The following is an 18,557-nucleotide window of genomic DNA, read 5'->3' on the forward strand; positions in this document are numbered from 1 at the left end:
GCAAAAACCGGACAACACCTCGCCATGATCTCCTTTCTGAAGCGCCGCCTTCGCAGCTATGGCACCTCGCTCTTCGCGGCGAGCTGCGCGCTCGTCGCGGGCTGCACCAGCAACAGCGGATGCGAGGCGCGCTACGACGCATCGCCGCAGTTCAAGGGCTGCAGCTTCCAGAACCCGCCGAACCCGGACGTGCTGCCTTCGGCCAGCGGCTGGCGGATCTGGTCGCGCTTCATCGTCGGCGACAAGGTGGGCACCGTGCCGGTCGACCCGATCCCGGTGCGCATGCTGTCCACCGCCGACCTGGAGGCGCTCGACCCCAGGGCCAACCACGTGGTGCGGCTCGGCCATTCGTCGCACCTGCTCAAGCTGCAGGGCAAGTACTGGCTGATCGACCCCGTGTTCAGCGAGCGCGCGTCGCCGTTCACCTTCGTCGGTCCCAAGCGCTTCCACAAGCCGCCGCTCACGCTCGAGCAGTTGCCACCGATCGAAGGCCTGATCCTCTCGCACGACCACTACGACCACCTCGACGTGGCCACCATCGAGTACCTCGCGCTGCGCGTGCAGCGCTACTTCGTGCCGCTGGGCGTGCGCGCGCGGCTGGTGGCCATGGGCGTGCCTGCGGAGCGCGTGACGGAGCTCGACTGGTGGCAAGGCAGCGAGCACGACGGCGTCAAGCTCACCGCCACGCCGGCGCAGCACTTTTCGGGCCGGACGCTGACCGACCGCGACCGCACGCTGTGGGCTTCATGGGTGGTGCAAAGCGGCGAGCAGCGCATCTTCTACAGCGGCGACTCGGGCTACTTTGCGGGCTTCAAGCAGATCGGCGAGCGCTTCGGCGGCTTCGACCTGGCGCTGATGGAAAACGGCGCCTACGACGCCTACTGGCCGGCCGTCCACATGACGCCCGAGCAGAGCGTGCAGGCCTTCGAGGACCTGCGCGGCAAGGTGCTCTATTCGGTGCACAACAGCACCTTCGACCTCGCCTTCCACACCTGGCACGATCCGCTGGACCGCATTGCCGACCTGTCGCAGGCCAAGAAGATCGAGCTCGCCACGCCGGTGATCGGCGAAGTGCTCACGGTGGGAAAGGCCCGCACCAACGAGCGCTGGTGGCAGGGCCTGCGCTGAGGCGAAAAGGCGCTAGCCGCGTTCCTTGCGCTCGCGCGCCCGGCGCTGCTGCCGGGTCTCGCCGGCCTGCGCCGCGATGCGGTCCTTCTCGCGCTGCTTGGCCCCGCGCTTCAGGCGCATGCGCCGGCCGAACCAGAAGCTTGCAAGGCCCGTGATCACCGCGATCACGAGGCCGATGATGCTGATGTCGATGCCGCCCATCACAGCACCCGCACGATGCTCGTCGGCTTGAAGCCGAGGTCGGCCGCCTTGCCCTTGCGCGCTCGGCTGCCGCGCGCATTGTTGAGCGTGCGGATTTCCAGGGTTTCATCGCGCTCCTTGCCGCCGCGGCCGATGCCTTCGATCTTCACGCTGCGCGTGTAGGCCGCGGCACCCGCCAGCGTGTCCTTGGCGTCGAGGTCGATCAGCGTGAGCCCACGGCCGCCCTTGGGCAGGCTCTTGAGCTCGGCGATGTCGAAGGTCAGGATGCGGCCGCCGGTCGAGGCGCAGGCCACGTGCGTGGCGGCCGGCATCGGCTCGGCGCCGCTCGCCCCGCCTACCAGGGACGGGCGGCACAGCTGCTCGCCCTCGCCCACGTCGATGAAGGCCTTGCCGCCGCGCTGGCGCGACATCATGTTCTCGACGGTGGCAATGAAGCCGTAGCCACCGGTGTTGGCCAGCAGCACGCTGGCGCCCACCGGGCCCGCGAAGAAGTGCGTGACGTGCGTGCCGGCATCGAGCTCGATCAGCGTGGTCACGGGCTGGCCGTCGCCGCGCGCACCGGGCAGCGAGGCCACGGGCACGGTGTAGACGCGCACGCTCTTGTCCTTGGCCGAGCCGAACACCAGCAGCGTGTCGACGCTGCGGCATTCGAAGGCGCCGTAGAGCGCATCGCCCGACTTGAAGCTGTACTCTGGCGCGGCCGAGCCGTTGGCGCCGTTCGCCGCGGCCTTCTCGCTCGCCCAGCCCTTCTGCGCGCGGACCCAGCCCTTCTGCGAGACGATCACGGTCACAGGCTCGTCGACCACCTTCACTTCGGCCACGGCGCGCTTCTCGGCCTGGATCAGCGTGCGGCGCGGGTCTTCGAAGGTCTTGGCATCGGCCTCGATTTCCTTCACCAGCAGGCGGCGCAGCGCGGCCGGGCTGCCGAGGATGTCCTCGAGCTTCTTCTGCTCCGTGCGCAGCTCGTCGAGTTGTTGCTGGATCTTGATGGCCTCCAGCCGCGCAAGCTGGCGCAGCCGGATTTCAAGAATGTCTTCCGCCTGGATTTCGCTGAGATTGAAGCGCGCGATCAGCGCAGCCTTCGGATCTTCGGCCGCGCGGATGATCGCGATCACCTCGTCGATGTTGAGCAGCACCAGCTGCCGCCCCTCGAGGATGTGGATGCGGTCCATCACCTTGTTCAGGCGGAACCGCGAGCGCTTCTCGACGGTGACCTCGCGGAACGCGATCCACTCGTTGAGCATCTGGCGCAGCGACTTCTGCGTGGGCTTGCCGTCGATGCCCACCATCGTGAGGTTGATCGGCGACGAGGTTTCGAGCGAGGTCTGCGCAAGCAGCGTGGTGATGAACTCGTCCTGGCTGATGCGCGAGGTCTTGGGCTCGAACACCAGGCGCACCGCGGCGTCCTTGCTGGACTCGTCGCGCACCACGTCGAGCACCGAGAGCATCGCGGCCTTGAGCTGGGTCTGGTCGGCGGAGAGCGCCTTCTTGCCGGCCTTGACCTTCGGATTGGTGATTTCCTCGATTTCCTCGAGCACCTTCTGCGTGCTGACGCCCGGCGGCAGCTCGTTGACCACCAGCTGCCACTGGCCGCGCGCGAGGTCCTCGATCTTCCAGCGCGCGCGCACCTTCAGCGAGCCGCGGCCGGTGCGGTAGGCGTCGGCGATGTCGGCCGGGCCGCTGATGATCTGCGCGCCGCCCGGGTAGTCGGGGCCGGGCACGATCTGCAGCAGCTCCTCGTCGCTGAGCTTGCCGTTCGACTTGATCAGCGCCACGCAGGCATCGGCGATCTCGCGCAGGTTGTGGCTCGGGATCTCGGTGGCCAGGCCGACCGCGATGCCGCTCGCGCCGTTGAGCAGCGTGAAGGGCAGCCGCGCGGGCAGAAGGCGCGGCTCCTCGGTGCTGCCGTCGTAGTTGGGGATGAAGTCGACCGTGCCTTCGTCGATCTCGTCGAGCAGCAGGCTGGTGATGCGCGCGAGGCGCGCCTCGGTGTAGCGCATGGCCGCGGCGCCGTCGCCGTCGCGGCTGCCGAAGTTGCCCTGGCCGTCGACCAGCGGATAGCGCTGCGAAAAATCCTGCGCCATGCGCACCAGCGCGTCGTAGGCGGCCTGGTCGCTGTGCGGGTGGAAGCGGCCGAGCACGTCGCCGACCACGCGCGCGCTCTTGACCGGCTTGGCGCCCACGGTGCCGTTGGCGCCGCCGAAGCCCAGGCCCATGCGCGACATCGAATACAGGATGCGCCGCTGCACCGGCTTCTGGCCGTCGGACACGTCGGGCAGCGCGCGGCCCTTGACCACGCTGAGCGCGTATTCGAGGTAGGCGGTCTGTGCGTAGTCGGCCAGTGTGAGGGTGGTGTCGCCGTCGGTGGGACCCTGGAGATCGAGCGGAGGTTGGGAGTCGTCCATGGAGAAGAGAGAAAGAAAAACAGTTGCGGGCCGTGCGCTTGCGCGTTCAGCCTAGTGTGAAAGCCTCGTGCACTGCGGACTGCACGGCGCCGCCGAGCACCGCGCCGCCGCCGGCCACGTAGATCCAGTCGCCGATCACCGCGGCGCCCACCGCATGGCGCGGCGTGGGCATCGGGGCATGGCGCTGCCAGCTGTCGGCCACGGGATCGTAGCTCTCCATCTGGCCGAACACCCTGGCCTGGCGCGGCACGCCGCCCACCAGGAAGCCGCCCTCCCCGCCCATCGCGAAGAAGCGGCCGCGGTACACCACGAGGCCGTGGCCCGAGCGCGCCGTGGGCAGCGGCGCACGCAGCTCCCAGGTGTCGCGCGCGGGCAGGTAGACGTGGTGCAGGTCGGTGTTGTATTCGAAGGTGTTGAAGCGCCCGCCGATCACGTGGATCTGGCCGCCGTGCGCCACGCAGCCCACGTGGTCGCGCGCACCGGGCAGCGGCTTGGCGGAGGACCAGCGGTCCGCCTTGGGGTCGTAGACCTCGTGCCAGCCCACGCTCGCGCGTTCGGCCGCAGGCTCGGAGGCGCCGCCGATCAGGTGCAGCACGCCGCCCTGCATCACCGCGGCCGCGGCGCCGCGCGGTCGCGGCAGCGGCGCGATGGCGCTCCAGCGGTTGGCTGCGATCTCGTACACGTAGGCGTTGGTGTCGGAGCGGCGGTTCTGCTCGACGAACCCGCCCAGGGCGTAGATCCGGTCGCCATCGGCCGCCACCGCCACGTGGTTGGCGCCGCGCGGCAGCGGTGCGCCGTCGAGCCAGCCGTCGGCCTTGGGGTCGTAGATGTGGTGGTAGTCGCGGTTGACCGCGCCCTCGCCATAGCCGCCGACCACGTGCATCCGCCCTTGCGCCGCAGTGGCCCAGGCCATCTCGCTGCGCGGAATGGGCAAGGCCGCGCGCTGCTCCCAGCGCCCCTGCGGGCCGGCCGGTGCGGGGCTGTCGGTGACGCGCTGTGCTTCCTGCTCGGGCGTCATGTGGTGCGGAACGCCGCCCTGCAGCCGCGCATAGGGCTCCTTCGACGAAGGCGCCGGCGGCAGCGTGTCGTGGGTGGCCGCGTGCTGCGCGCGCGCGGCCCCGGCCACCGCACAGGCGGCGGTCGCAAGGACGAAGCTTCGGCGGTGCATGAAGAAGGGCTCCTTCATCGGCGGGGAAAGGCGGGGCGGGCCATCAGGACACCGGAGCGTCCGGGCCGCTGTCCGGCACCGCCGATGGCTCGGGCGCATCGGGCATGGCCGGCATGGCGCCCGGCGAATCGGGCGGCATGTTGCCGCGGCCCAGGGCACCGCCCTTGGGCACCGTGAGTTCCATGCGGATGCGCCCCGGCGCCTTGCCGCCGCGCGCGCCGCCGCCCGCCATGGCCGAGCCCCCGGCCGACGGCTTGAGGTAGGCGTAGAGCTGCAGCACGGTCTGCACGTAGTTCTGCGTTTCCTTGTAGTTGGGGATCTTGTTGCCCGCGCGCTGCACCGCGCCCTCGCCCGCGTTGTAGGCAGCGAGCGCCAGCTCGATCTGGCCCGGGAACATGGCGATCAGGTCGCGCAGGTAGCGCGAGCCCGCGGCAATGTTGATGCGCGGGTCGAACAGCTTCTTCTCGATGGTGCTGCGCTTGTCGGCTGCGACGCCGTAGCGCTGCGCGGTGGCCGGCATGAGTTGCATGAGCCCCATCGCGCCCTTGGGCGAAACGGCCTGGGCATCGAAGCCCGATTCGGTGGCGATCAGTGCCTGCAGCAGTTCGTAGTCGATCGAATGCTTGTTCGACGCATCGCGCAGCGCGGCCTTGGCGGTCTTGTAGCTTGGCGAGGCTTCGAACAGCGCCAGCAGGGTTTGCGAGGCCTGCGGCACCTTTCCATCGAGCTTGCGCCCGCCGCGCGCGAACGGCGCCAGGCCCTGCGCGGTGTCGAAGCTCTGGCCGCGGCGAAAGAAGACCTGGTAGCGCTCGTCGATCTTTTCCGACGCGAAGTGCGCCACGCCCTTGCTGTCGATGTAGCCGTAGACGTCAGCGGCGTGCGCGAGCCCCTGCTGCGCGCACAGCAGCAGGGCCAGGAGCAACGGACGCATGAAATCTGGAATTTTCACGAGGGTGGTCAAACATCGATGTCGACATCGTCGGCGCGCAGTTCCATCAGTTCGCGCCGGGCGGCTGCCTCGCCCTTGCCCATGAGCTTGGTGATCTCGCCCTGGGTGGAGCTGAAGTCGAAGCGCCCCAATTGCACCTTCATCAGGCGTCGGGTATCGGGATTGAGCGTGGTTTCCCACAATTGTTCCGCGCTCATTTCGCCCAGGCCCTTGAAGCGGCTGATGCTCCAGGCGCCTTCGCGCACGCCATCTTTACGCAATTTGTCGAGCGTGGCCGTGAGTTCGCCCTCGTCGAGCGCATAGACCTTGGAGGCCGGCTTCTTGCCGCGCGCAGGCGCATCGACGCGGAACAGCGGCGGCTTTGCGACATACACGTGGCCGGCTTCGATGAGTTTCGGAAAGTGGCGGAAGAACAGCGTGAGCAGCAGCACCTGGATGTGCGAGCCGTCCACGTCGGCATCCGAGAGGATGCAGATCTTGCCGTAGCGCAGGCCGCTCATGTCGGGCGAATCGGTGGGGCCGTGCGGATCGACGCCCACGGCCACCGAGATGTCGTGGATTTCGGTGTTGGCGAACAGCCGGTCGCGCTCCACTTCCCAGGTGTTGAGCACCTTGCCGCGCAGCGGCAGGATGGCCTGGCTTTCCTTGTCGCGGCCCATCTTGGCGCTGCCGCCGGCGGAGTCGCCCTCGACCAGGAAGACTTCGTTGTGGCTGATGTCCTTGCTCTCGCAATCGGTCAGCTTGCCGGGCAGCACGGCCACGCCGGAGCCCTTGCGCTTCTCGACCTTCTGGCCGGCGCGCTGGCGCGTCTGCGCGGCCTTGATGGCCAGCTCGGCAAGCCTGCGGCCGTAGTCGACGTGCTGGTTGAGCCAGAGCTCGAGCGCCGGTCGCACGAAGCTCGACACCAGGCGCACGGCATCGCGCGAATTGAGGCGTTCCTTGATCTGGCCCTGGAACTGGGGGTCGAGCACCTTGGCGCTCAGCACGTACGAGGCGCGTGCGAACACGTCCTCGGGCAGCAGCTTCACGCCCTTGGGCAGCAGCGAGTGCAGCTCGATGAAGCCCTTCACCGCGGTGAACAGGCCGTCGCGCAGGCCGCTCTCGTGCGTGCCGCCGGCGCTGGTGGGAATCAGGTTGACGTAGCTCTCGCGCACCGGCTGGCCGTCTTCGGTGAAGGCCACGCACCAGTCGGCGCCCTCGCCCTCGGCGAAGTTGTCGGCGTTCTTGTCGGCGTGGCCGCTGCCTTCGAACAGCGGGATCACGGGGTCGCCGTTGAGCGTCTGCATCAGGTAGTCGCTCAGGCCGCCCTTGTAGAGCCACTGCTGGGTTTCCTTGGTCTTCTCGACCGTGAGCGTGACGCTCACGCCCGGCATCAGCACGGCCTTGCTGCGCAAGAGGTGGGTGAGCTCGGCCATCGGCAGCGCGGCGGTCTCGAAATACTTGGCGTCGGGCCAGGCGCGCACGGTGGTGCCCTGCTTGCGCTCGCCGGCTTCGAGCTTGCGCACCTGCAGCGGCTCGATCACGTCGCCGCCGCTGAAGGCCAGCCTGGCGACCGAGCCTTCGCGGTGGGTCGTGACTTCGAGCCGCTTCGACAGCGCGTTGGTCACCGACACGCCCACGCCGTGCAGGCCGCCCGAGAAGCTGTAGGCGCCGCCCGAGCCCTTGTCGAACTTGCCGCCGGCGTGCAGCCGGGTGTAGACCAGTTCGACCACGGGGGCTTTTTCTTCAGGATGCAGGCCGAAGGGAATGCCGCGGCCGTCGTCCTCGACGCTGACCGAGTTGTCGGCATGCAGCGTGACCTTGATCTTCTTGCCGTGGCCCGCCAGCGCCTCGTCGGCGGCGTTGTCGAGCACTTCCTGGATGACGTGCAGCGGGTTGTCGGTCCGGGTGTACATGCCCGGGCGCTGCTTCACGGGCTCCAGGCCCTTGAGCACGCGGATGGAGCCTTCCGAGTACCCGGAGGACGCGGACGATGAACTGGGGGGAGTCTTGGGGGGAGTCGCCATGGGGGCGGATTGTAGTCAGTCGCCGCCAAACAACTGGATACCCATACAGGCACGCGGCGCGTTCACGGCAGGGCGCGGGCTTTGATGCCTGTTGCGCATCAAAGCCGGCGCCACAAATCATCAATGGCCTTGGCCGCCAGCGCACCTGCCAAAGTGGCCAGTCGCTACATTCGACGCCATGCAAGCCTCTTCTCCCACTCTCTCGATCAAGCAGGTGCTGATCTGCGGCGCCATGATCGTCACGCTCTCCATGGGCATCCGCCACGGCTTCGGCCTCTGGCTGCAGCCGATCACGCAGGCGCAGGACTGGAGCCGCCAGACCTTCTCGTTCGCGCTGGCCGTGCAGAACCTGTCGTGGGGCATCTTCGGCGTGTTCGCGGGCATGGTGGCGGATCGCTTCGGCGCCTTCCGGGTGCTGATCGCCGGCACGGCCTTCTATGCGCTGGGCCTGCTGGGCATGGCGTATTCGCCCACGCCGCTGCTGTTCACGCTGAGCGCCGGCGTGCTGATCGGCGCGGCGCAAGCCGGCACCACCTATGCGGTCGTCTACGGCGTGATCGGGCGCCAGATCCCGGCCGAGCGGCGCTCCTGGGCCATGGGCGTGGCGGCGGCGGCCGGCTCCTTCGGGCAGTTCCTTTTGGCGCCGATCGAGGGGCTCTTGATCAGGCAGCTGGGCTGGCAGAGCGCGCTTGCGGCGGTGGCGATGCTGGCGCTGGTGATCATGCCGCTGGCCTTCGGCCTGCGCGAACCGCAGCGCGGCGCGCTCGCCGGGCACCGTGACCAGTCGGTGCTGCAGGCGGTGGGCGAGGCCTTCCGCTACCCGAGCTTCGGGCTGCTGATGGCGGGGTATTTCGTCTGCGGCTTCCAGCTCGCCTTCATCGGCATCCACATGCCGACCTACCTGCGCGACCAGCGCCTGCCAGCCGAGGTGGCGGGCTACGCGCTGGCGCTGATCGGGCTCTTCAACGTGTTCGGCACCTACACGGTCGGGCTGCTGGGCCAGAAGCTGGCCAAGCGCAAGATCCTGGCGGCCATCTACTTTGCGCGGGCGGTCTCGATCGCGCTGTTCCTCCTGGCGCCCATTTCGCCGCTCAGCGTGTACGTGTTCTCGGCGGCCATGGGCTTTCTCTGGCTGTCGACGGTACCCGCCACCAACGCGATCATCGCGGGCATCTTCGGCGTGGCGCACCTGTCGATGCTCAGCGGCTTCGTGTTCCTGAGCCACCAGGTCGGCTCGTTCATCGGCGTCTGGCTGGGCGGCTACCTGTACGACACCACGGGCAGCTACGACATCGTCTGGTACATCGCGATCGCGCTGGGCGTGTTCGCGGCGCTGATCAACCTGCCGGTGAAGGAAAGCGCCATCGCGCGCGGCGGCCGGCCGGCCGCCATGCCCGGCTGACCCTGGCCGTGGACAATGGCCCCATGACTCCGCAGATGCGCCACCGCCTCGTGCACGCCGGCTGGCTGGCCGCCGCGCTGGCGGCGCTGGGCGGCGTCTTTGCGCTCTACGTGCACCCGGATTTCCTGGTCACGCTGGTCGACCAGGTCTGGTCTTGTTTCTGATTGCTATGAAAGATGTAGCGCCTTCGCATGGCGGACCGGAGCCGTCGGGATGGATCGTGCGGTGGTCGCACCTGCTCGCCCCTGGGGCCACCGTGCTCGACGTGGCCTGCGGCCATGGGCGGCACATGCGGTGGTTCGCGGCGCGCGGGCATGCGGCGACGGGCGTGGACCGCTCGGCGGAAGCCGCCGAGGCCGCGGGCGCCTTCGGCCGCGTGCTGGTCGCCGACATCGAGGCCGGCCCCTGGCCGTTCGCGGGCCAGGCCTTCGGCGCGGTGGTCGTCACCAACTACCTGTGGCGCCCGCGCATGGCGGACATCGTGGCCGCGGTCGCCCCCGGCGGCGTGCTTCTGTACGAAACCTTCGCGGCCGGCAACGAGACGGTGGGCAAGCCCTCGCGCCCCGACTTCCTGCTGCAGCCCGGCGAACTGCTGGCCGCATGCAAGGATTTGCGCGTGGTGGCCTACGAGGACGGCTTTGTTGCCGAACCGGCGCGCTTCGTGCAGCGCATCGCGGCCATCCGCGCCGGCAATGCCGACGCCGGCCAGCCCCCGCGCCATCTGCTGCAGGGAAACTGAGCCCGCCGGGGCGGCCGTTTCCGGGAATGCCGGAGTCAGTAGAATCGGCGCTTTCGTCCACCCGACAGAGAGATTCCCCTTGGAGCAACTGACAGGCAGCATCGTCGCTCTCGCCACGCCGATGCACGACGACGGCAGTGTCGACTACCCCGCCCTTCGCCGGCTGATCGACTGGCACATCGACGAAGGCACCGATTGCCTCGGCGTGGTCGGCACCACCGGCGAATCGCCCACGGTCGACGTGGAAGAGCATTGCGAGATCATCCGCGTGGCGGTCGAGCAGGCCAAGGGCCGCGTGCCCGTGATGGCCGGCTGCGGCGCCAACTCGACCAAGGAAGCCATCGAGCTCGCCAAGTTCGCCAAGGGCGTGGGCGCCGATTCGCAGCTGCAGGTCGTGCCCTACTACAACAAGCCGACGCAGGAAGGCCAGTACCAGCACTTCAAGGCCATCGCCGAAGCCGTGGGCGACCTGCCCACCGTGCTGTACAACGTGCCGGGCCGCACCGTGGCCGATATGGCGCACGACACCGTGCTGCGCCTCGCGCAGGTGCCGGGCATCATCGGCATCAAGGAAGCCACCGGCAACATCGAGCGCGCGCAGTGGCTCATCCGCGACCTGCCCAAGAACTTTGCCGTCTATTCGGGCGACGACCCCACTGCAGTCGCCCTCATGCTCTGCGGCGGCCAGGGCAACATCAGCGTCACGGCCAACATCGCGCCGCGCAAGATGCACGAGCTGTGCGTGGCGGCCATCGCAGGCGATGTACGCCGCGCGATGCAGATCCAGTTCGAGCTGATGCCGCTGCACCGCCACCTGTTCGTGGAGCCCAACCCGATCCCGCTGAAGTGGGCCATGTCCAGGCTCGGGCTGTGCGGCGGCGCATTGCGGCTGCCGCTCACCGAGCTGGCGGAAACGAACCGGCCCGTGGTCGAGGCTGCCTTGCGCGCCACCGGCCTGCTCAAGGGCTGACCCTCCCCGCTTTTCTTCCCGACACCTCCCATCGCTTTCCCCTGCCGCATCGAGGTTACGCAACCTTTTGCCTGAACCGTGCTCAGAGAGTGCGGGCAAAGCGGCCCACAGATTGACCGAACCCATTCCAACAAGGAAGACGACGTTGAAGAACCTTTCGCACATTTCGCGAGCTGCATTGCTGGCCACCCTCGTTGTCAGCCTCGCCGCCTGCTCCGTTCTCGAGAGCGACAAGATCGACTACAAGAGCGCCGGCAAGGCCCCGACGCTCGAAGTCCCGCCCGACCTGTCGCAGCTCTCGCGCGAGAACCGCTATGCGGTGCCGGGCGGTGCGGTCACGGCCAACGCCTACCAGGCCGGTGCCGCCAATGCGCCGGGCATTCCCACCGCGGTGGCCAACATCGGCGACGTGCGCATGGAGCGCTCGGGCACGCAGCGCTGGATCGTCATCAACCGCTCGCCCGACCAGCTCTGGGATCCGGTGAAGGACTTCTGGCAGGAAAGCGGCTTCCTCCTGACCACCGAGCAGCGCAACCTCGGCATCATGGAAACCGACTGGGCCGAGAACCGCGCCAAGCTGCCGCAGGACATCATCCGCGGCACGCTGGGCAAGCTGGTCGACTCGGTCTACTCGACCGGCGAGCTCGACCGCTTCCGCACGCGCCTGGAGCGCACGCCCACGGGCACCGAGATCTTCATCAGCCACCGCGGCATGCAGGAGGTCTACAACAACAGCCGCCAGGACCAGACCGTGTGGCAGCCGCGTCCGAGCGATCCTGAGCTCGAGACCGAGTTCCTGCGCCGCCTGATGGTCAAGCTCGGCGTGACGCAAGAGCAGTCGAAGATCCTGGCCGCCACCACGGCGCCCTCCAAGACCGCGACCGTCGCCAACGTGAGCGGCCAGCCGGTCGTGCAGATCAACGAAGGTTTCGACCGCGCATGGCGCCGCGTGGGCCTGGCGCTCGACCGCACCGGCTTCACCGTGGAGGACCGCGACCGCAGCGCCGGCATCTACTACGTGCGCTACGTGACCCCGAACCCCGACAAGAAGGAGCCCGGCTTCTTCGGCAAGCTGTTCGGCAGCTCCGAGAAGAACGAAGCACCGATCAAGTTCCGCATCCTCGTGAAGGGCGGCCAGGGCGAGAGCACCACGGTCTCGGTGCTGAACGCGAACGGCGCGCCCGAAACCTCGGCGAACGCGCAGCGCATCGTCCAGGTCATCGCCGACGACCTGAAGTAAGCCGCATGCTCCGCTTCCGAAGCCTCGGCAGCGGCAGCACGGGCAACGCCGCGCTGGTGGAATCCACCAGCGGCGGGCGCACTTCGCGGCTCCTGGTCGACTGCGGCTTCGGCCTGCGGCAACTCGATATTCGGCTTGCCAAGGCCGGCCTCGAAGCCGGCGACATCGACGCGGTCTTCATCACCCACGAGCACGGCGACCACATCGGCTGCGCCCACTCGCTGTCGCGGCGCAGCCGCATTCCCGTCTGGATGAGCGAAGGCACCTGGCTGGCCACCGGGGCCCGCGATTTCGAAGGCCGGCTCAACCTGGCGCGGGACGATGCCGAGTTTGCGGTCGGCGACATCGCGGTGCGGCCTTTCACCGTGCCGCACGATGCGCGCGAGCCGCTGCAGCTTCGCTGCTCCGACGGCGCGCGCACGCTGGGCGTGCTGACCGACCTCGGCCATGCCACCGCGCATGTGCTGGCCCGCCTGAGCGGCGTGCATGCGCTGCTGCTCGAGTTCAACCACGACAGCGAACTGCTCGCCAATTCGGCCTATCCGGCCTTCCTGAAGCTGCGCGTTGGCGGCAGGCACGGACACCTGTCGAACGATGCGGCCGCGGAAATCGCACGCGCGGTGCGCCACGACGGCCTGCGCCACGTGGTCGCGGCCCATCTGAGCGAGCAGAACAACCGTCCCGACATCGTGCGGCGCCTGATGGCCGAAGCCCTCGGCGGGCACGAGGCCGAGATGCTCACGGCCAGTGCGTCGGAAGGCTCGCCCTGGCTGGACGTGTGATCGCGCGGCGTTGCTGTTGCGCGCCCCCATGCAAAAAGCCGCCACCAGGCGGCTTTTTGCTGGGTGAACGAACACCCGGGTCTATTGCTTCGGCGCTTCGTTCTTCTTGGCGGCCTCGGTCGCGGCATTGGCGGCGTCCAGCGCCGAGGATGCACCCGGCGAAGGCGTGGTTGCGGCCGACGGATCGGTGCTGGTCGACGGGGCCGGTGCGGCGGCGGGCGGCGGCGGGGCCGGTTCGGTCACCGGGGCGGGCGGGGGTGTCACAACCGCCGGCGCGGCGTCCTCTTTCTTTCCGCAGGCCACGAGTGCGGCAGCGGCGATCAACGAAGCGAGCAGGACGGACGATGACTTCTTCATGGAAACTCCTTTGGCAATGGATGTCAGAACGAAAAAATTCTAGACCCGCATCGCCGCCCGTTTGTGTCTCGCGGCCTCATTCGCGGCATTGGCTTACAAGCCCAGTGTCGACGCCGGAAAGGCGGCAACGCCCACTCGCCACGACTCATCGATTGTTTCACGCAGTTCGCGCCGCGCCCGCGGATCGAAGCCGCACAGGCCCCGGCTGCGCTCGGGATCGGTGCGTTGGACGAACCACCCGGGCGTCCAGATGGCGCTCGGCACCGCGGTGCTGCCCGCCTCCGCACGCACCGCGCGGCATTCGATGATGTGGCCCCACATGCGCCGCCACGCAACGAAGCGCGCATGTGAACGTTCGACCGCATCGAAGCGCTGCGCCAGCAGCACGAAGCGGCGGCCCGCGGCCGACCAGGCCTGGAGCGCGTCGATGCTGGCCCGCTCGCCGAGCGGCCAGTCGGCAAAGTCGGGGTCGCTGAAGACCAGCTCTTTCCACCCCTGCCGGGCTGCGTTCGACAGCGCGGCCCGCACCATGCCCGCGAAGGCTTCGGGGCCATCGAAGCGTCCCTCGGGCAAGGCCGGTGCGGCCGCCGCGAAACTCTCACTCGGCATGGGCCCACCCCGCTTCGCACCACTCGGCCAGCAGTGCGAGCGCACCGTCGCTCGCGCGCGCCAGTTCGCGCGGCCCGAGCGCGCGCCGGTCGGCCAGCCGCCGCATCAGCGTTGCATCGGCCCCGCCTGCCCGAAAGCTCTCGCCGTTGATGTAGAGGTGCCGCGCGTCGTAGAGCATGCGCGTGCGGCGGTCGAGCGCCACGGCGTGCAGTTCCGCCGGTGCCTCGGCGCCTTCAGAGTCGAACCAGACGTTGGCCTTGGGCTCGGTCAGCGATTCGCCCAGCGCGCGGTCGATGGCGTCCGGATCGCGCAGCGCGGCGTCGACCGCCTTGCGCGCAAAGGCCTGCAGCGCGGCCGGCATCGCGGCCGGCGCCTCGACCGCGGGCTGCGTCGGATCGCGGTAGCGCGCGAGCTCGGCCGGGCCCGCATCTTCGAGCGCCTCGGCATAGGCCTGCGCCACGCGCGCCAGCAGGTCGGCGCCAAGCTCCCCCACCGCGGACGACCGCAGGCCGATGGAGCAGGTCATGCAGTTGTCGCCGACCGCCACGCCGTCGTGCGCATAGCGCGGCGGCAGGTACAGCATGTCGCCCGGCTCGAGCACAAAGCTCTGCTCGGGCTCGAAGTTCTCGAGGATCTTGAGCGGCACGCCCTGCTGCAGGCGCAGGTCGCTCTGCCGGCCGATCGACCAGCGCCGCCTGCCCTGCGCCTGCAGCAGGAACACGTCGTAGCTGTCGAAATGCGCGCCCACGCCGCCCTGGTCGCTCGCATAGCTGATCATCAGGTCGTCCAGCCGCGCATCGGGCAGGAAGCGGAACTGCTGCAGCAGCGCATGCACGCCGTCGTGATGCAGGTCGACGCCCTGCACCAGCAGCGTCCAGGCCGGCTGCTTGCGCGGCGGCAGCGCGCGCCGCGCGAGCGGCCCGTGCCTGAGCGTCCAGCCGGCCTTGCCGTGGCGGATGAGGCGCGATTCGACGTCCTCGCGCTCGGCCAGGGCAAAGAGCGCGCTGCGCTCGATCGGTGGCACCATGGCGGGTATGGCCTGGCGCACCAGCAACGGTTTCTTCTGCCAGTGCCGCCGCATGAACTGCGCGGCGCTCAGGCCGCCGAGCAACGGCAGCGGTTGTGTAATCTCCATGGGAGAATTCTGCAATGGAAATCTCTGAACAATGCGTGGTCGGCCTGACCTGGACGATGAAAGACACCCTGGGCGAAGTTCTGGACGTGCTCGACGAACCGGTGGAATTCATGGTGGGAGGCGATGACCTCTTCGACGTGATCGAAGCCGCCCTGCAGGGCCACGAGCCCGGCGCACGGGTGCAATTGCAGCTCGAGCCCGAACAGGGCTTCGGCGACTTCAACGACCAGCTGCTCTTTCTGGAGCCGCGTTCGCTGTTCCCCGAAGGCACCGAGGAAGGCATGACCTTCGACGGCGCCGCCCTGCCCCCAGGCGTGAGCGACGCCATGCCCAAGGACGTGATCTACACCGTGGCCGAGATCTACCCGGACCACCTGGTGCTCGACGGCAACCATCCGCTCGCCGGCATCGCGATCCGGCTCGACATCACGGTGCGCTCGGTGCGCGAGGCCACGGAAGAAGAAGTCGGCCGCGGCACGGCGGGCACGGCCTTCTTCAAGGTGCCGCCCACGGCGCCCGGCAACGACCTGCTGCACTGACTGCCGGCTGAACAAACCGCCGAAGCAAGCAAAAAAAGCCGGGCATTGCCCGGCTTTTTGCTTGCTGCGGCGCACGGGCTACATGCGCGAGATCTGGCCGTTGTCGATGCGCACGCGGTCGCCGATGCGCAGGTCGCCCGGATGCTGCACGTCGAAGGCACGGTAGCCGCCGCGGTCGGTCTGCACCGAGATGCGGTAGCTCTCGTAGGCGCGCGGCCCGTTGGCCTGTCCCTCGATGGTGTTGCCCAGCAGCGCGCCGCCCACGATGCCCAGCGCGGTGGCCGCGGCGCGGCCGCTGCCGTGCCCGAACTGGTTGCCCACCACGCCGCCGAGCACACCGCCCGCCACCGCGCCGCCGCCGGTGGTGCCGGTGCCCCCGGTTTCGCTGCGCAGCACCTCGATGTTGGCGACGTGGCCGTATTCGACATAGGCCGCCTCCTGGTAGGGCACCGCCTGCGGCGGCGCCTGGTAGGGATAGCGCGTCGTGTGATAGACCGGCGCGGGAGCAACGCAGGCCGTGAGCGTGGCAAGCGCCACCACGGAAGCGGCAATGGAAATGAAGCGCGTTGAAATTTTCATGTTGAGAGGCTCCTCGGATAAATCGGCGCATCCCGATGCGCCAAAGCCTGTATCCAACGTCTTGCCCGCCGTGGGGATGACGCAGGACACACACCGAAACGTAGGAGCGCGCCGCGAACCGCCAGTTCCGGTCTTTACGGGCCCGACACGAAGCCGCGCAAAGACGGGGAGCGGTCAGTGCTTGCCGGTGGAGCCGTAGCCGCCTTCGCCGCGTTGCGAGGCTGCAAATTCTGTGACCACGCGAAACTGCGCCTGCACCACCGGCACGATCACGAGCTGCGCGAGCCGCTCCATCGGCTGGAGCACGAACGGTGTGTCGCTGCGGTTCCAGGCGCTGATCTTGAGTTCGCCCTGGTAGTCGCTGTCGATCAGGCCCACCAGATTGCCGAGCACGATGCCGTGCTTGTGGCCGAGGCCCGAGCGCGGGAGGATCAGCGCCGCATAGGCCGGGTCGGCCAGGTGGATCGCGATGCCGGTGCCCACGAGCTGCCAGCCGTTGGGCTCCAGCGTGATCGGCGCATCGAGGCAGGCCCGGAGATCGAGCCCTGCGCTGCCGGGCGTGGCATAGGCGGGCAATTGGTCCACCATGCGTGGATCGAGGATACGGACGTCTACTTTCACTTCTACTTGCCTTGCTTGTGTTGCTGTTCTCTTTGCTTGCGGGCGGCTTCCTCGAGCAGCTGCTGCCACTTGGCGACACCGGGTGTGAGCTTCAGTCCCTTGAGCTTGCTGGCGAGCCAGAAAGCCGCGCCCGCCAGGAACACCAGCACAACGAGGGAAACGCCGGCCGACCACAGCGCCAGCAGCACCACGGCCCCCACGGCGGCCATGAGCTTGAGCGCCATGGGCGCCAGCGCCCCGGCGCCTGGCGCGGAGGCATCTCCGTTCGACGATTCGCGCCGCTGGGCCGCGGCCGCTGCCGCGCCCTGCGCGCCCGGTGCGGGCGTGATGCCCACGTCCAGGCCGTGGTCGCCCTCGTGCGCCGCCCGCTTCGGCAGCGCGGCCTGGGCCGACAGCCGCTCGACGTAACTGGCGAAGTCGCCATTGGGCGGCGTGTTCCATTGGGGGTTCATCAGACTCTCCAGTCGGGCAGCCGGGCGGCGATCTCGGTCATGAGTTCGCGTGCCAGGGTGAGCTTGGGCGCACGCGGCAGTTCGCGCGTGCTCGTTGCGTCCACCAGCAGCAGTGCATTGTCGTCCTGCCCGAAGGTCAGCGGCCCGATGTTGCCGACCAGGAGCGGAATTCCCTTGCGCTCGCGCTTGGCCTTGGCGTGCTCGGCCAGGTTCTCGCTCTCGGCCGCGAAGCCCACGCAGAACAGCTTGCGGGCCTGCGCGCGTTCGCTCTTGGCCACCGCCAGCAGGATGTCGGCGTTCTCGACGAAATTGAGCACCGGCGTCTTGCCGCTGCCGTCCTTCTTGATCTTTTGCTCGCTATGGGTGGCGGGCCGCCAGTCGGCGACAGCCGCCGTCGCTACAAAAATGCTAGCGGTCTGCGCGGCGTGAAGGGTGGCTTCGAGCATGTCCTGCGCGCTGAGCACGTCGATGCGGCTCACCCCGCGCGGCGTCGGCAGGTGCACCGGGCCGGCCACCAGCGTGACTTCGGCACCGGCCTCGCGCGCAGCGCGCGCAATGGCAAAGCCCATCTTGCCGGACGAATGGTTGGTGATGCCGCGGATCGGATCGAGCGGCTCGAAGGTGGGGCCCGCGGTCACCAGCACCTTCTGGCCCGCCAGCAGCTTGGGCACGAAGAAGGCCGTGATGTCCTCGAGCAGCTGCGCCGGCTCGAGCATGCGCCCGTCGCCGGTCTCCCCGCAGGCCTGCCAGCCGCTGCCCACGCCCAGCACTGTGGCGCCGTCGGCCGCCACCTGCACCAGGTTGCGCTGGGTGGCGGGATGCGCCCACATCTCGCGGTTCATGGCCGGCGCGATCAGGAGCGGCACGCGGTCCATGGGTCGGGCGAGGCACATCAGGCTCAGCAGGTCGTCGGCCCGGCCCTGCACCAGCCGCGCGATGAAGTCGGCGCTGCAGGGCGCCAGCACGATGGCGTCGGCCTCGCGGCTCAGGTTGATGTGCGGCATGTTGTTGGGCTCGCGCACGTCCCACTGCGAGGTGTAGACGGTGCGCCCCGAGAGCGCCTGCATCGTGACCGGCGTGATGAACTGCTCGGCCGCCTCGGTCATCACGACCTGGACGGTGGCGCCCGCCTTCACGAACAGGCGGCACAGCTCGGCCGACTTGTAGCAGGCGATACCACCGGTAAGGCCCAGGACGATGTGTTTGCCGGCGAGATCTTGCATGAGTCATATTGTTGCTCACATACCGACAAGATCAGGAACGGGATGGCCTTGG

The 18,557-nt window shown here is 68.7% G+C and carries 20 protein-coding genes; 8 read left to right on the forward strand and 12 right to left on the reverse strand.

Annotated elements, in window-relative coordinates; translation table 11 throughout:
- Positions 1–24: 24 nt before the first annotated feature.
- Entirely contained in the window at positions 25–1,128 is a 1,104-nt protein-coding gene (locus AC1DSC_RS22080) for an MBL fold metallo-hydrolase (RefSeq protein WP_369663111.1), read from the forward strand.
- A gap of 12 nt (positions 1,129–1,140) precedes the next feature.
- Here AC1DSC_RS22080 and AC1DSC_RS22085 read toward each other — a convergent pair whose 3' ends face one another.
- The 5 genes from AC1DSC_RS22085 to AC1DSC_RS22105 are packed head-to-tail and all read right to left on the reverse strand — an operon-like array spanning position 1,141 to position 7,857.
- Positions 1,141–1,329, reverse strand: a complete 189-nt coding sequence (locus AC1DSC_RS22085; RefSeq protein ID WP_012748521.1) for a hypothetical protein — start codon at positions 1,327–1,329, stop codon at positions 1,141–1,143.
- Positions 1,329–3,734: a DNA topoisomerase IV subunit A gene (gene parC / locus AC1DSC_RS22090; protein ID WP_028256241.1), complete on the reverse strand. Its 2,406-nt coding sequence runs from the start codon at positions 3,732–3,734 to the stop codon at positions 1,329–1,331. The genes AC1DSC_RS22085 and parC overlap by 1 nt, the downstream gene beginning before the upstream one ends.
- A 46-nt stretch (positions 3,735–3,780) precedes the next feature.
- Complete coding sequence (locus AC1DSC_RS22095) at positions 3,781–4,902, reverse strand: Kelch repeat-containing protein (protein ID WP_028256240.1); 1,122 nt, start codon at positions 4,900–4,902, stop codon at positions 3,781–3,783.
- Between the two features lie 43 nt (positions 4,903–4,945).
- Entirely contained in the window at positions 4,946–5,833 is an 888-nt protein-coding gene (locus tag AC1DSC_RS22100) for a lytic transglycosylase domain-containing protein (protein ID WP_049809385.1), read from the reverse strand.
- 26 nt (positions 5,834–5,859) lie between these two features.
- Positions 5,860–7,857, reverse strand: a complete 1,998-nt coding sequence (locus AC1DSC_RS22105; protein ID WP_012748525.1) for a DNA topoisomerase IV subunit B — start codon at positions 7,855–7,857, stop codon at positions 5,860–5,862.
- 178 nt (positions 7,858–8,035) lie between these two features.
- Here AC1DSC_RS22105 and AC1DSC_RS22110 point away from each other — a divergent pair, with 178 nt between their 5' ends.
- From AC1DSC_RS22110 to AC1DSC_RS22135, 6 genes are all read left to right on the forward strand, one after another.
- Positions 8,036–9,259, forward strand: coding sequence for an MFS transporter (locus tag AC1DSC_RS22110; protein ID WP_012748526.1), 1,224 nt, complete (start codon positions 8,036–8,038; stop codon positions 9,257–9,259).
- Positions 9,260–9,282: 23 nt separating this feature from the next.
- Entirely contained in the window at positions 9,283–9,423 is a 141-nt protein-coding gene (locus AC1DSC_RS22115) for a hypothetical protein (RefSeq protein WP_012748527.1), read from the forward strand.
- Between the two features lie 5 nt (positions 9,424–9,428).
- A complete protein-coding gene (locus tag AC1DSC_RS22120; RefSeq protein WP_012748528.1) occupies positions 9,429–9,998 on the forward strand; it encodes a class I SAM-dependent methyltransferase in 570 nt (189 codons plus the stop codon).
- Positions 9,999–10,041: 43 nt separating this feature from the next.
- Positions 10,042–10,968 (forward strand): 4-hydroxy-tetrahydrodipicolinate synthase, encoded by a 927-nt coding sequence (gene dapA / locus AC1DSC_RS22125; RefSeq protein WP_370880727.1) that lies wholly within the window; start codon positions 10,042–10,044, stop codon positions 10,966–10,968.
- Positions 10,969–11,113: 145 nt separating this feature from the next.
- Positions 11,114–12,208 (forward strand): outer membrane protein assembly factor BamC, encoded by a 1,095-nt coding sequence (gene bamC / locus AC1DSC_RS22130; RefSeq protein WP_012748530.1) that lies wholly within the window; start codon positions 11,114–11,116, stop codon positions 12,206–12,208.
- 5 nt (positions 12,209–12,213) lie between these two features.
- Positions 12,214–12,990: an MBL fold metallo-hydrolase gene (locus tag AC1DSC_RS22135; protein WP_012748531.1), complete on the forward strand. Its 777-nt coding sequence runs from the start codon at positions 12,214–12,216 to the stop codon at positions 12,988–12,990.
- 81 nt (positions 12,991–13,071) lie between these two features.
- On the opposite strand, the gene AC1DSC_RS22140 is transcribed toward AC1DSC_RS22135, so the two are convergent.
- The 3 genes from AC1DSC_RS22140 to AC1DSC_RS22150 form a co-directional block, all read right to left on the reverse strand.
- Entirely contained in the window at positions 13,072–13,347 is a 276-nt protein-coding gene (locus tag AC1DSC_RS22140) for a hypothetical protein (RefSeq protein ID WP_012748532.1), read from the reverse strand.
- A gap of 93 nt (positions 13,348–13,440) precedes the next feature.
- Positions 13,441–13,956: a hypothetical protein gene (locus AC1DSC_RS22145; RefSeq protein ID WP_012748533.1), complete on the reverse strand. Its 516-nt coding sequence runs from the start codon at positions 13,954–13,956 to the stop codon at positions 13,441–13,443.
- Entirely contained in the window at positions 13,946–15,091 is a 1,146-nt protein-coding gene (locus AC1DSC_RS22150; protein ID WP_012748534.1) for a JmjC domain-containing protein, read from the reverse strand. The genes AC1DSC_RS22145 and AC1DSC_RS22150 overlap by 11 nt, the downstream gene beginning before the upstream one ends.
- A 14-nt stretch (positions 15,092–15,105) precedes the next feature.
- On the opposite strand from AC1DSC_RS22150, the gene AC1DSC_RS22155 reads away from it, so the two are divergent.
- On the forward strand, positions 15,106–15,630 hold the full coding sequence (locus tag AC1DSC_RS22155) for an FKBP-type peptidyl-prolyl cis-trans isomerase (protein ID WP_012748535.1): 525 nt from the start codon (positions 15,106–15,108) through the stop codon (positions 15,628–15,630).
- A 78-nt stretch (positions 15,631–15,708) separates the two neighbouring features.
- Here AC1DSC_RS22155 and AC1DSC_RS22160 read toward each other — a convergent pair whose 3' ends face one another.
- The 4 genes from AC1DSC_RS22160 to coaBC all read right to left on the reverse strand — a co-directional run bounded on the left by AC1DSC_RS22160 (position 15,709) and on the right by coaBC (position 18,505).
- Positions 15,709–16,209, reverse strand: coding sequence for an outer membrane lipoprotein (locus AC1DSC_RS22160; protein WP_012748536.1), 501 nt, complete (start codon positions 16,207–16,209; stop codon positions 15,709–15,711).
- A 174-nt stretch (positions 16,210–16,383) separates the two neighbouring features.
- Positions 16,384–16,830: a dUTP diphosphatase gene (gene dut, locus AC1DSC_RS22165; RefSeq protein ID WP_012748537.1), complete on the reverse strand. Its 447-nt coding sequence runs from the start codon at positions 16,828–16,830 to the stop codon at positions 16,384–16,386.
- A 2-nt stretch (positions 16,831–16,832) separates the two neighbouring features.
- Positions 16,833–17,282 carry a hypothetical protein gene (locus tag AC1DSC_RS22170; RefSeq protein ID WP_018905901.1) on the reverse strand — a complete coding sequence of 150 codons (450 nt, stop codon included), beginning with the start codon at positions 17,280–17,282 and terminating at the stop codon, positions 16,833–16,835.
- Positions 17,282–18,505 (reverse strand): bifunctional phosphopantothenoylcysteine decarboxylase/phosphopantothenate--cysteine ligase CoaBC, encoded by a 1,224-nt coding sequence (gene coaBC, locus AC1DSC_RS22175; protein ID WP_028256232.1) that lies wholly within the window; start codon positions 18,503–18,505, stop codon positions 17,282–17,284. The genes AC1DSC_RS22170 and coaBC overlap by 1 nt, the downstream gene beginning before the upstream one ends.
- Between the last annotated feature and the right edge of the window lie 52 nt (positions 18,506–18,557).

It is taken from the genome of Variovorax sp. 01N425 (assembly GCF_056399465.1).

Bases quoted from the DNA above. Each gene is read 5' to 3' on its own strand.
- AC1DSC_RS22085 (WP_012748521.1), bottom strand. From the start codon at position 1,329: ATGGGCGGCATCGACATCAGCATCATCGGCCTCGTGATCGCGGTGATC.
- AC1DSC_RS22095 (WP_028256240.1), bottom strand. From the start codon at position 4,902: ATGCACCGCCGAAGCTTCGTCCTTGCGACCGCCGCCTGTGCGGTGGCC.
- AC1DSC_RS22145 (WP_012748533.1), bottom strand. From the start codon at position 13,956: ATGCCGAGTGAGAGTTTCGCGGCGGCCGCACCGGCCTTGCCCGAGGGA.
- coaBC (WP_028256232.1), bottom strand. From the start codon at position 18,505: ATGCAAGATCTCGCCGGCAAACACATCGTCCTGGGCCTTACCGGTGGT.
- AC1DSC_RS22150 (WP_012748534.1), bottom strand. From the start codon at position 15,091: ATGGAGATTACACAACCGCTGCCGTTGCTCGGCGGCCTGAGCGCCGCG.
- AC1DSC_RS22155 (WP_012748535.1), top strand. From the start codon at position 15,106: ATGGAAATCTCTGAACAATGCGTGGTCGGCCTGACCTGGACGATGAAA.
- AC1DSC_RS22160 (WP_012748536.1), bottom strand. From the start codon at position 16,209: ATGAAAATTTCAACGCGCTTCATTTCCATTGCCGCTTCCGTGGTGGCG.
- AC1DSC_RS22120 (WP_012748528.1), top strand. From the start codon at position 9,429: ATGAAAGATGTAGCGCCTTCGCATGGCGGACCGGAGCCGTCGGGATGG.
- AC1DSC_RS22105 (WP_012748525.1), bottom strand. From the start codon at position 7,857: ATGGCGACTCCCCCCAAGACTCCCCCCAGTTCATCGTCCGCGTCCTCC.
- AC1DSC_RS22080 (WP_369663111.1), top strand. From the start codon at position 25: ATGATCTCCTTTCTGAAGCGCCGCCTTCGCAGCTATGGCACCTCGCTC.
- AC1DSC_RS22135 (WP_012748531.1), top strand. From the start codon at position 12,214: ATGCTCCGCTTCCGAAGCCTCGGCAGCGGCAGCACGGGCAACGCCGCG.
- AC1DSC_RS22170 (WP_018905901.1), bottom strand. From the start codon at position 17,282: ATGAACCCCCAATGGAACACGCCGCCCAATGGCGACTTCGCCAGTTAC.
- parC (WP_028256241.1), bottom strand. From the start codon at position 3,734: ATGGACGACTCCCAACCTCCGCTCGATCTCCAGGGTCCCACCGACGGC.
- AC1DSC_RS22115 (WP_012748527.1), top strand. From the start codon at position 9,283: ATGACTCCGCAGATGCGCCACCGCCTCGTGCACGCCGGCTGGCTGGCC.
- AC1DSC_RS22100 (WP_049809385.1), bottom strand. From the start codon at position 5,833: ATGCGTCCGTTGCTCCTGGCCCTGCTGCTGTGCGCGCAGCAGGGGCTC.
- AC1DSC_RS22110 (WP_012748526.1), top strand. From the start codon at position 8,036: ATGCAAGCCTCTTCTCCCACTCTCTCGATCAAGCAGGTGCTGATCTGC.
- AC1DSC_RS22140 (WP_012748532.1), bottom strand. From the start codon at position 13,347: ATGAAGAAGTCATCGTCCGTCCTGCTCGCTTCGTTGATCGCCGCTGCC.